Source organism: Massilia sp. CCM 8734 (assembly GCF_011682155.1).
Lineage (GTDB): Bacteria > Pseudomonadota > Gammaproteobacteria > Burkholderiales > Burkholderiaceae_D > Telluria_A > Telluria_A rubra.
The window spans coordinates 57371-69029 of the sequence record NZ_WHJI01000017.1 but is presented as its reverse complement, the minus strand read 5'-3'; the positions used below and the strand labels follow the sequence as shown (position 1 = coordinate 69029).

Annotated in this window: 10 protein-coding genes; 1 reads left to right on the top strand and 9 read right to left on the bottom strand. The window is 63.4% G+C overall.

From position 1 onward, the window contains the following. Positions 1–155: 155 nt before the first annotated feature. The 6 genes from dksA to F2P46_RS17125 form a co-directional block, all read right to left on the bottom strand. Entirely contained in the window at positions 156–608 is a 453-nt protein-coding gene (gene dksA, locus F2P46_RS17150; RefSeq protein ID WP_054265697.1) for an RNA polymerase-binding protein DksA, read from the bottom strand. A gap of 197 nt (positions 609–805) precedes the next feature. Further along, positions 806–1852: a GTP-binding protein gene (locus tag F2P46_RS17145; protein ID WP_166891993.1), complete on the bottom strand. Its 1047-nt coding sequence runs from the start codon at positions 1850–1852 to the stop codon at positions 806–808. A gap of 139 nt (positions 1853–1991) precedes the next feature. Continuing rightward, the gene (locus F2P46_RS17140; RefSeq protein ID WP_166891990.1) at positions 1992–2942 is read right to left on the bottom strand and encodes a tyrosine recombinase XerC; all 951 of its coding nucleotides are present in this window, start codon (positions 2940–2942) and stop codon (positions 1992–1994) included. Position 2943: 1 nt separating this feature from the next. Beyond that, positions 2944–3606 carry a DUF484 family protein gene (locus F2P46_RS17135; protein ID WP_166891987.1) on the bottom strand — a complete coding sequence of 221 codons (663 nt, stop codon included), beginning with the start codon at positions 3604–3606 and terminating at the stop codon, positions 2944–2946. A 467-nt stretch (positions 3607–4073) separates the two neighbouring features. Beyond that, positions 4074–5357, bottom strand: a complete 1284-nt coding sequence (locus F2P46_RS17130; RefSeq protein WP_166891984.1) for a porin — start codon at positions 5355–5357, stop codon at positions 4074–4076. Between the two features lie 272 nt (positions 5358–5629). After that, positions 5630–6691, bottom strand: coding sequence for a porin (locus F2P46_RS17125; protein ID WP_166891982.1), 1062 nt, complete (start codon positions 6689–6691; stop codon positions 5630–5632). Between the two features lie 462 nt (positions 6692–7153). On the opposite strand from F2P46_RS17125, the gene F2P46_RS17120 reads away from it, so the two are divergent. Next, complete coding sequence (locus F2P46_RS17120) at positions 7154–8791, top strand: SEL1-like repeat protein (RefSeq protein ID WP_166891980.1); 1638 nt, start codon at positions 7154–7156, stop codon at positions 8789–8791. A 63-nt stretch (positions 8792–8854) separates the two neighbouring features. Here the strand turns inward: F2P46_RS17120 and dapF are convergent, their stop codons facing one another. The 3 genes from dapF to F2P46_RS17105 are packed head-to-tail and all read right to left on the bottom strand — an operon-like array spanning position 8855 to position 11472. Continuing rightward, positions 8855–9727 carry a diaminopimelate epimerase gene (gene dapF / locus F2P46_RS17115; protein ID WP_166891977.1) on the bottom strand — a complete coding sequence of 291 codons (873 nt, stop codon included), beginning with the start codon at positions 9725–9727 and terminating at the stop codon, positions 8855–8857. Positions 9728–9751: 24 nt separating this feature from the next. Then, complete coding sequence (locus tag F2P46_RS17110) at positions 9752–10624, bottom strand: lipid A biosynthesis acyltransferase (RefSeq protein ID WP_166891974.1); 873 nt, start codon at positions 10622–10624, stop codon at positions 9752–9754. Continuing rightward, the gene (locus F2P46_RS17105; protein WP_166891971.1) at positions 10621–11472 is read right to left on the bottom strand and encodes a lysophospholipid acyltransferase family protein; all 852 of its coding nucleotides are present in this window, start codon (positions 11470–11472) and stop codon (positions 10621–10623) included. The genes F2P46_RS17110 and F2P46_RS17105 overlap by 4 nt, the downstream gene beginning before the upstream one ends. Positions 11473–11659: the final 187 nt, after the last annotated feature.

The window sequence follows — 11659 nt, the reverse complement described above, 5'->3', positions numbered from 1 at the left end:
CACCACGCCACCCACCCCTACTGTCCACTTGCCTGGACAATCCGACATAGTGTAGCCGATAGGCAAGCTTCGAGTCGGATTGGCGGGAGCGGCAAAACAAAAAAGCATGCGGGGGCGAACCCGCATGCTTCTTCGGAGGTGGCGCGCGGCGCGGCTCAATCGCCGTACAGCTTTTGTTTCAGCTCGCGGCGCTGCTGCGCTTCGAGCGAGAGCGTCGCGGTCGGGCGCGCGATCAGGCGTGGAATGCCGATCGGCTCGCCCGTCTCTTCGCACCAGCCGTAGTCGCCACCGTCGATGGCGGCGATCGATTGCTGCACCTTCTTGAGCAGCTTGCGCTCGCGGTCGCGCGTGCGCAGTTCGAGCGCGTGCTCTTCTTCGATGGTGGCGCGGTCGGCCGGATCGGGCACGAGCACGGTTTCGCGCAGGTGCTCGGTGGTCTCGCCCGCGTTCTTGAGCAAGTCTTTTTCGAGCTGCTGCAAACGCGCCTTGAAAAACGCCAGCTGCGCCGGATTCATATAGTCCTTCTCACCCATGGCACGGATTTCGTCCTCGGAGATGAGATGGCCTTCTGTATTGACGGCGGGGGTCGATTTAGTTGTTTTAGTCATGACTTCACTTACCTTCGATACGACGGTGGTTTCATTTTATCAGCTAACCCGGTCGCGGCACCGGTAAAGCGGCGGTGCCTGCGCCCGAAGCGCCTACCTTGACGGCTTGCTGAACTGCCGCCTTGTTCGTGTCTTCCCGCCCCGGAGGACTTTTTACTGCCGGTGCGATAAAGCGGGCATCTTAAAACCCGGATAGTTTATACCAAACATTGTTCCAAACCGCTGACAAAGACATCTTTCGGTAAATTTTTGCCAATAAAAACCATTTTGCTGCCACGTTCCTCGTTTTCGCCCCATTTTGCGCCCAGATCGCTGCCCATCATCTGGTGCACGCCCTGGAATACCACCTTGCGTTCGGCGCCCTGCATCAGCAGCACGCCCTTGTAACGCAGCATGCGCGGACCGAAGACATTGACCAGGCTGGCCAGGAATTCGTCGAGCTTGGCCGGATCGAAGGGACGGTCGCTCTTGAAGACGAAGGCGGCGATGTCGTCGCTGTGGTGGCCGTGGTGGTGATCATGGTGGTCGTGCTCGTGACGGCAGGCGTCGGTATGCACATGGCCGTGATCGTGGTCATGGGCTTCTTCGGCCTTGAGGAAGTCCGGATCGATTTCCAGCTTGTCGTTCAGGTTGAAGCCGCGGATGTCGAGCACCTCGGCCAGCGGCGCGCGCCCGAAGTCCACCGTGCTGATCGGCGCGCGCGGGTTGATGCGCATCAGGCGTGCCTTGAGCGCGTCGAGCTGGGCCGTATCGACCAGGTCGGTCTTGGAGATCAGCAGCTTGTCGGCAAACCCGACCTGGCGCTGGGCTTCCTCGTAGTCGTCGAGCTGGGTCATGGCGTGGCGCGCGTCGACCACGGTCAGCACGGCATCTAACATGTAGTGCACGCCCACTTCCTCGTCCATGAAGAAGGTTTGCGCCACCGGCCCCGGATTGGCCAGGCCCGTCGTTTCGATGATGATGCGGTCGAAGTGCAGCTCGCCCGCCTCGCGCTTTTGCGCCAGGTTGGTCAATGCCACGATCAGGTCGCCCCGCACGGTGCAGCAGATGCAGCCGTTGTTCATCTCGACGATCTGCTCGCTGCTGTCCTGCACCAGGATTTCATTGTCGATGTTTTCCTGGCCGAACTCGTTCTCGATGACGGCAATCTTCAGCCCGTGATCCTCTTGCAGGATGCGGTTCAGGAGCGTGGTTTTGCCGGCGCCGAGGAAGCCGGTCAGGATGGTGCTGGGTATCAAGGCCATGTTGTCGTCAATCAGTGTGCCGCCCGGAAGCGGGCGAATAATCGAGCGATTATGCCGGATTTCGCCATTTCCTTCCAACTACCGCCGGATCGCTTGACGCGGATCATGCCGCAAACGCGTATCCGGCCCTGTTGCAAGCCTATTTCGCCTTGGCGCGCGGATGGGCCTGGTCGTACACGGCCGCCAGGTGCTGGAAGTCGAGCGCGGTGTAGACCTGGGTCGAGGTGATGCTGGCGTGGCCGAGCATGTCTTGCACGGCGCGCAGGTCGCCCGACGATTGCAGCACATGCGAGGCGAACGAGTGGCGCAGCATGTGCGGATGCACGTGCACCGGGGTGCCGGCGTCGATCGCGTGCTGTTTCAGGCGCAATTGCACCACGCGCGGCGACACGCGCGTGCCGCGCTCGGACAGGAACAGGGCGCCGCTGCCATCGGTCGGCGGCGGGCGCACCGCCAGCCAGGCCGCCAGCGCGGTGCGCGCGTGGCTGCCCACCGGCACCGTGCGCATCTTGTTGCCCTTGCCGGTGACCAGCACGTCGCCCGAGGCCAGGTCGATCCAGCCGAGCGAGGCGGCCTGGCCCTCGCCGCCCTTGGTATACGTCACGTCGAGCCCGGCCAGCTCGGCCACCCGCAAGCCGCTCGAATACAGCAGCTCGAACATGGCGCGGTTGCACAGCTCGGCGCTGGTCGGGGTGCGGCCGGGCGGCGCGCTCGACACCAGCTGCACGGCGTCGTCCACCGCCAGCGCTTTCGGCAGCGGGGCCGGGCGCCTGGGGGCGCGCACGCCGTCGGTGGGGTTGGCGGCCAGGGTGATGTGCTCCGACAGCCAGCCGAAAAAGCCGCGCCAGCTCGACAGCTTGCGGGCGATTGAGCGCGGTCCCAGTTGCTGGCTGTGCAGAATCGAGGTCAGGCGCCGGATGTCGGCCTGGCGCACCTGCTGCCAGGGCATGCCCTTGGCCAGCGTATGCAACTGGTGCAGGTCGCGCCGGTAGGCGTCGATGGTGTGCGGCGAGAGCTGGCGCTGCGTGGCCAGCTGCTCGAGGTAGCGCCCGACCCAGTCGGTGGTCTCTGGCGCGACCGGATGATCCATGTCAGGCCCGCAAGGCCGCCAGCGCGGCGCTGGCGGTTTCGCCGATGTGCACCAGGAAATCGGTGCCCATGCTGGCGGTAAAGCGTTCCGGATCGGGCGAGCCGAGGATCAGCAGGCCGAAGGCGCTGCCGTTGCTGCGCAGCGGCAAAATGACGGTCGACTGCACCGCGCCCGCGTCGGCCAGCCAGCGCACCGCTTCGAAGTCGTGGTTGCTGCCGCAGTAGGGCGCCAGCAGGCTGTTGGCGAACAGGCGCGCATCTTCCGACACGCCGTTGACGTACCAGTTGCCGGCATGCGCCGGCGCCAGGTTCCACAGGCGCAGGGTGGCCTGGGGCACGCCGAAATGGGTGGCCAGGCCATCGACCAGGGCGCGCGGCATGTCGCCGTCGTGGCGCGTCTTGAGCAGGGTCTGGGTCCAGCCGTGGAACTTGTTGGCGATGGCGGCGTTCGCTTCGGCCAGGCGGACCAGGTCCGACATGCGCAGTTCGAGCGCCTTGTATTTGTCGCGCATCACTTCCATCTGGCGCTCCTGGAGCGAGACGGCCTTGCCGGTCAGCGGGCTGGACAGCTTAACCTCGCCCAGCAGATTGGCGTGTTCCTGGAAAAAAGTCGGATGGTCGGCCAGGTAGTCGGCGACGGCGGTGGAGTCCAGAATGGCGGTCATTGAAAGTCTTTACGTGAAGTCTTAAGTAAGTGCGCAAAAATTCTTGTCATTTCTAGCTTTCATAAGCGGCGCCTTGCTGCGTTGCCCACCGCTAGCAGCCTGTCGGACTTGGGATCGTCGGCTGCAAAAATACCTGGGACGGCCCATATTTCGCCGCTTTCTCGGCCAATAGCTCGCTATTGGCACTGCGAAATCGTCAAAATCTGGCCTCGCCCAGCTATTTTTTCGCTTCGACTCTCCAAGTCCGACAGGCTGCTAGCAGTGCTCGCACTGCTAGCGGCGTGCGCCTTGCCAGGCATCCGCTTCTGTTCGCTAGAAATCACAATAATTTCTGCACACTTACTTAGTGCGGGGAATCGTGTTGCATGCGAAAAAACGTCCCGCAATTCTAACCGACAGCGTGCGCTCACACGCAAAAAGACGCCCGGAGGCGTCTTTTTGCAGTGCGGGATGGTCGCGCGCCGTGCTTAGAAGCGGTGACGCACGCCGATCTGGATGGCGTGGCTGTCTTCGCCAGCGACTTTGGTGAAGCCGCCCGGCGAACCGGCCGCGCCCGGCGTGTACTGGCCGTCGTTCTGGTTCTTGATATGCGACAGCACGGTGTAGACATCGGTGCGGGCCGACAGGTTGTAGTCGTAACCGACCGCCACCAGGGTCGCATCGCTGTTCGACACGGTGCGGTCGTTCTGGCGCGCCGCCGAGGCCATCAGGCGGCCCTGGCCCAGGCGGTAGTGCAGGCCGAACTGGTAGCTGCTGGCATCGACCTGGCTGTTGCGGGTGATGTTGGTGGTGTAGATATTGGTCAGGGCGGCGACGTTGGCAGCCGGCACGCCGGCGGCGCGCAGGCCCGGAGCGACCTGGCCGTTGAACACGGCGAGGTAATCGGCCAGCAGGGCCGAATTGCGGTTGACCTGGTCGTGGTAGCCGGCGAAGAGCTTGAAGTCGCCGACCTTGACCGAACCGCCCACGGTGGTGGTGGTCAGGCTCTTGCGGCCTTGCAGGTCTTCACCCTGGTTGTGGCCGACGCCGATGTCGAAAATGCTGGTCTTGTAGGTGATCGCGCCGCCCATGAACTTGTTGTAGCGGCCCAGGTAGCCGGAGTTCTTGGTGCCGTACATGAGCGAGCCGCCGAAGCCGGACGGGGTGGCGATGCGGTACTGGATCGATTTCTGCGAGCGGATGTCCGCGCCCAGCGCGGTGAAGCCGGCGGTGCCGCCGGTGATGCCGCCCCAGGTGCCGCCGGTGCCGGTTTCGAACGCGTCAGCCGCGGCGAACACTTCGTAGCCAGGGGTGTACATGCGCCCGACCAGGATGGCGCCGAAGGGCGTGACCACGCCCACCATGGCGGTGCGGTCGAACAGGGCTTTCTCGGCATTGACGGCGATCGCCGGCTGCAGGCCGGCGCGCAGGGTCGCCAGGGTCGGCGCCAGGGCCGGGGTCTTGAAGGCATCCATGCCCTTGGTCAGGTAAAAGCCTTGATTCGCGTTCACCAGGCCGGGGCTCTGGGTGCCGGTGTCGAGTTCGACGCGCGCTTCCAGATTGAAGATGGCCTTGTAACCACCGCCGATGTCTTCGGTACCTTTGAGACCGATGCGCGAACCGTCCGCGATGCCACTGACGAGTTTGGCCGATTCACCTTTGGTTTTCATGAAACCAGCATCGGCAATACCGTAAATGGTCACACTGGACTGGGCCAGGACCGGGGCTGCGAAACAGGTAGCAATTACACCAGCGATTAATTTTGTTTTCATTGTGTCTCCAGGAGATTATTTTATATAAAAACGAACGTGCGTACTAATTCGTTTTAACCAATATGCCATCGTTTTTTAGCCTTGTACAGAAAGCCGATCGCGCACGCAAGTGCTGGTTGCGAAAAAGACACAGACGAAGCAAAAACGTCAATACCGTCTTATCTGAAACACCACAGCCTGCGCCGTCAAAGGCAAAGGGCGGCGATGTTGCCATCGCCGCCCTTTGTTTTATCCGACCGACTTATGTTGCATGCGATTTATATCGCACTGCATCAAAAAGCGTGATTCACGCCCAATGCATAGATATTCATGCTCGATGGAATGGTCGGGCCTTTCTTGTTGGAAGCATCAGCATACACATAGGTGCGTGGCGACAGGCTGTATTCGTAGCCGATCGACATTTGCTTGGTCTTTTGCATGCCCTGGTTCAAAGCGCCCTGGTTCTTCTGGCCATAACCGGCCAGGATTTTGCCCTGGCCCATTTTGTAATTGGCGCCAACCACCCACGAACGCGCTTCTTCGCTGTTAAACAGGGTATGGCCGCGGTCTTGCTGCACGCGCGTGGCCATCAGTTTCAGTTCCGGCGTGGCCATCACATAGCCGGCGATCGAGAGCAGGCGCGATTCGACCGCGTTGCGTTCGGCGGCCAGCATCAGCGAACCGGCCGCGCCGGTATAGGTGGCCGAGACCGAGTAAGGATTGGCCGACGCTTCCGAGCCAGGACGGTATTGCGGGTTGGCCAGGGTGCCGCGGCCGACGATGGCTGCCGAACCCGTGCTCGCTTCCTTGGTGCCGACCGTGGCATTGATCTGGAAGCCGTTGTAGACGTTCGAGTTGTAGAACAGGGCGTTGTTGAAGCGGTTGGTCGAATTGCCCACCGAGCCGAGCGGGTCCGAGGTGTAGCCGGCGACCATCAGGTCGGTCTGGAAACCGGCCGGGCTCGGCACACCGTGGAACGGCTCGAACTGGGTGCTGCTTTCCTGGAAGGCGGTCAGGCCGCGTCCCAGGCGCACCATGCCGAAGGCGCCTTGCAGGCCGACCCGGCTCTGGCCCTGGAACAGCGGACGCTGGACGCCGCCCCCGCCCTGCTCGATGGTGCCCGAGTCCGGTTCATAGCGAATTTCGAGCTGGAACAAGGCTTTCAGGCCGCTGCCGATGTCTTCCACGCCTTTGAAACCGAGGGTGTTATTCGCGCGCTTGCCGATGGCCAGCGATTGGTCAGTACGTTTGATCATGCCGGCATCAACGGTGCCGTAGATGACCACAGAAGATTGTGCTTGTGCAAAGCCGGCGCTTGCGCCCAGAACTGCCAGAGCGACCAGTGATTTTTTCATGTACACGTCCCTAAAAGTGAAACAGTCGAATCCGCAAGTGCCTTGAGTTTTCAATCTACTGAACACCCGGATTAAGAAACCTTATTGCTTGGCCATGTCCAGCGTGGCTGTCCTGGTCGATTATGAGGGGTAGAATTGGTTGAAAGCCAATCATTCCGGCAGTGTTGTTGTATTTATGAAACGGCGCTGCGTATTGATACAGGCAAGACCTTCGTCATTTTTATGAAATCGTTTCATGCGGTATCCCGGATATTCTTACTAACAAGCTTTGTGCGAAATCAAGGAAGTCGCCATCAGCGGCCATCGCGCCGCGCGCCTGACGTAGACTTTAAAACGTCGGCTGCACCCGCATCAGCCAGGCAACTGTTGTATATTGGCAACTAGACCGGCACCATGCGGCGTAGCAGGCTCAAGGAGGCAATCTCCTCCCGGGGCTTCTCCAACAAGGTGATGGCAACAATCATGGCAAACCGCGAAGAACTAGCGCTCATCCGGGGCGCGCGCGCAGGCCGCGCCCAAGCCCAGCTCGACCTGGGAACCCTCTATCTGTTCGGCAGCGCCGGCTTGCCCAAAAGCCTGCCGACGGCCCTGCACTGGCTTGACCGTGCCGCGCAGCAAGGCAGCGCCGGCGCCTGCCAGCTGATCGGCACCCATATTCCCTTCGATGTGGCGGTGCAGAGCCAGCGGCCGGTGGCGTGCTGGTTCGAGCAAGCCTGCGACGATGGCAACCTGCGTGCCGGGCTGGTGCTGGCCCAATTGATCTTAGGCGGGCATGGCGGCGCCACGCCCGGCCCCGAGCGGCGCGAAAAAGCTTTTCGCGCGCTCGAAGCGGGCGCGGCGGCCGGCCTGGCCGAAGCCCAGTGGCTGCTGTCGCAGCACCGGCGCCTGGCGGGCGCGCTGACGGTGGCGTCCGAGGCGCACGTGGCGTCGCCGGCGGCGCCGCTGGCGCGTCCGGCGCCCGCGCCGGCGCCGCAGCGCACGGTCGATGCGCGCTGGCTGCAGCGCGCCGCCGAGAGCGGCTTGCCGCAGGGCCAGTTGTCGCAACTCGACACCGACTGGGAAGAAGGGCGCCTGGCCGCCTACGCGCAGCGCGCACTGCCGCTGGCGCGGGCCCTGGTGCGCCAGCTGGGCACGACGCCGCGCGCCGCCAGCGGGCTCGGTGCGGCGGACGTCACCTTGCTGTCGCGTTGCGCGCGCGCGCTGGGGGCCGCTGCCGGCGACCCTGATGCCGATGGCGATGCCGGCCGTTCCGATACGCTGGGCGCCGAGATGCGCCATTTCTTCGAGCTGGCCGCAGCCGAGCACGATGCTCATGCCCAGTTCGCCGTGGGGCTGTGGTGCGCGCGCATGCAGGTCGACGGCAAGCGCATCGCCGTGGGCGAAGGCTCGGCCAACTTCAAGAAAGCCATCCGCTGGCTGACCCTGGCCGGCAACCAGGGGCTGGCCGAAGCCTGGTACGCGCTGTCGCGCATCTACGTCAAGCCCGAGTTCTCCCAACGCAACGTGCTTGACGCCCAGCGCTATCTGGAGCGCGCCGCCGAAATGGGTTACCGCGACGCCCAGCTCGAGTGCGGCAACAGCGCCTGGCGCGCGCGCCGCGAGAATGAAAACAATGATGTGCGGGCGGTGTACTGGTTACAGAAGGCGGCGCTGCAAGGCTGTCCGCTGGCGGCCACGGCGCTGCACAAGATCGCCCCGCGCTGCGACGGCGCGGCCTACACCGAAACCGGGGCCTTGGCGGCGTACGAGCTGGGCGGCGCGCATCCGCTGCTGGCCGCGCGTCTCGAGCTGGCCGCCCTGTTCGGGCTGACGCGCGCCGAAGCGTTGTTGCTCGATGTAACGGCGGCCGACCAGGGGCATTGCCTGGTGATCGATATCCGCGGCAGTTACGGGCGCAGCAAGCGGCGTTTGGTGGTGATCGATTCGATGCACGAACGGCACGCGCTGGACCGCATCGTGCGCCTGTTCGACGGCGTCGACTGCGGGCCGAGCGGTCCGGAGGGCAATTACCGGCAGCGGCTGTACCGGCTCAAGACCCTGGTGCCGGAGTCCGAGCATGCCGAGCTGGGGGAGGTGGAGGCGTACGAGATGGCGGCGTGAGGGGAGGGCCGGGAACCTCAACACCGTCGTTCCCGGCCGAGGCCGGGAGCGACGGTCGTCAATCTAGCGGCCGGAAGTGACCTCAATCTCGCCCTCGAACACCGTCACCGCCGGTCCGCTGAGCATCACCGGCTGTCCATCGCCGGCCCACGCAATCGACAACTCCCCGCCGCGCGCAGTCACGCGCACGGGCGAATCGAGCAATCCGCGCCGGATCCCGGCCACCACGGCCGCGCAGGCGCCAGTGCCGCAGGCCAGCGTTTCCCCGGCGCCGCGCTCGTACACGCGCAGCTTGATGTGATGCCGGTCCAGCACCTGCATGAACCCCGCATTGACCTTGTTCGGAAAACGCGCATGCGCCTCGATCAGCGGCCCGGTGTCTGCCACCGGCGCGAGGTCGACATCATCGACCACCTGCACCGCGTGCGGATTGCCCATCGACACCACCGACACGAACACTGTCTTGCCACCCTGATATTTGATCGGCAAAGGCCACAAGGTATCCCGCCCCTCGGCCCAGCCGCCCAGCCCGGACGCATCGAACGGCACCCCGGCCGGTTCGAGCACCGGCGCACCCATGTCCACCGTGATGCTGCCATCGGCCTCCAGGCGCGGCGTGATGACGCCCTTCATGGTTTCCACCCGGATGCTGGACTGCTCCGTCAAACCCTTGTCGGTGACAAACTTGACGAAGGCGCGCGCGCCGTTGCCGCACTGCTCGACTTCGCCGCCATCGTTATTGAAGATGCGGTAACGGAAGTCGCAGCCGGCGCCCTGGGCTTTTTCCACCACCAGGATCTGGTCGGCGCCGATGCCGAAGCGCCGGTCCGCCAGGCCCTGCCACTGGGCGGGTGTGAAATCGAGCTGCTGGCTGATGGCGTCGATGACGATAAAATCATTGCCGGCGCCGTGCATCTTGGTAAATTTGAGTTTCATGCGTCTCAGTATAGTGCGAAACAACTATTGTTTCAGATACGGCGACGGTTCGCCGGGCGGGCGGGTCTTGAAGCGTTTGTGCGTCCAGAAATACTCGGCCGGCGCCTCGCGCACCCGCTCCTCGATAAAGGCATTCATCCGGCGGGCCGACTCGGCCATGTCATCGCCCGGATAATTCTCCCAGGCCGGATAAAACGTCACCTTCCAGCCAGTGTAATTCGGCAAGAATGTCGCCACCACCGGAATCACCTGCGCGCCGGTGGCCGCCGCAATGCGTCCCGGCGCGGTGAGCGTGGCGGCCGGAATGCCGAAAAACGGCACGAACTCGGCATCCTTGTCGCCAAAATCCATATCCGGCAGCATAAAGTAGGGCAAGTGATCGCGCATGGCGCGCAGGATCGGCTTGACTCCCTCCTTGCGCGAAAACAATTGCACCGGACGAAAGCGCGAACGCCCCTTGCGCAGCACCTCGTCGAACACGGCATTTTTTTGCGGTACGTAAATCGAGCACAAACTCGTTTCCAGCATCACCGCCACGCCCGCCACGTCCAGGCTCACGAAGTGCGGGCACAGCAGGATGGTCGGCCTGGCCGCGATCTGCGCCAGAGGCACGCCGGGCTCGACTTTGATCAAACGGCGCAAGCGCGCTTGCGGCGCCCACCACAAAATGCCGCGCTCCCACACGCTGCGCGAATACGACTGGAAATGCTGGCGCGCCAGCACCACCCGCTGCGCTTCCGACAATTCCGGCATGCACAGGCGCAGATTGGTCAGGGCGATATGGCGCCGTTTCCTGAGCACCAGGAAAAGCAGGCTGCCCACGCCCGTGCCGACCCGTCCCAGCACGGGCAGCGGTAACCAGTGCATCAGCCACACCAGGCCAATCAAGACCTTCATGCGTCCACCTGGGCGTCGGGCGCGGGCACGCCGCCGGGCTGCTTGTAGCGGTTATAACTCCAGAAATACTGGGCCGGGCAGCGCGCGATCAACCGCTCCATGGCACGATTGATCATGCCCGCCCGCTCGGCGGGGCTGCCCTCCAGTTCCTGGCCGAAAGGCACGAAGCGCACGATAAACCCGCGGCCGGCGGGACGCCGCTCGGCGTACACCAGGATGATTTCGGCATTGCCCAGTTGCGCCAGCTTGGCCGGCAGGGTCATGCTGTAGGCCGGGCGTCCGAAAAACGGCGCCCACACGCCTTCGCCCTGCTGCGGCACCTGGTCCGGCAGCACCCCGATCGGCTCGCCCCGCTTGAGGCACTTGGCCAGGATGCGCACGCCCGACAGGTTGGCCGGTGCCAGGTGCAGGTTGTGGCGCGCTCTAGCGCCCTCGATCAGCGGTTTCAGGGCGGCCTGCTTGGGCGGGCGGTACATCACGGTCAGCTTGGTGCGCAGCGCGATCTGCTGGGCGGTGATTTCGAAGCAGCCCAGGTGCGGGGTCAGGAACATGATGCCGCGCCCGCTGTCGATGACCGACTGGACATAGTCCCAGTTCTCGTCGGTGGCCATGCTCGCCACTTTCCCGGGCGGCGCGCACCACACGAAGGCCAGTTCGATGATCGACTTACCGGACTCGGCGATGGCGGCCGACAAATGCTGGCCGAAGCCGGCCGCGCGCATGTTGGTGCGCATCAGCTTGCGGTAAGAAGGGGAGGCGAGATACACGAACCAGCCCAGCGCGGCGCCCATGACATGCAGGACCGGCAATGGCAACTTCGATAAGGTACGGAAAAGAGGAACTAACATGGTTTTTGACTGTGGTTCAACAAACGGCTAGTTGCTTAGCCAAAATTTCTCAAGGAGCGTAAAATACCACGTATGCAGGATCCGCCGAGTTAATAGACAACTTGCGAAGCGGAATATAAATGTCGCTAAAGCGTCGCAGGCAACCCGGTTACTGCGACTTTCATCTCACACAGTAACAGGAGCATTG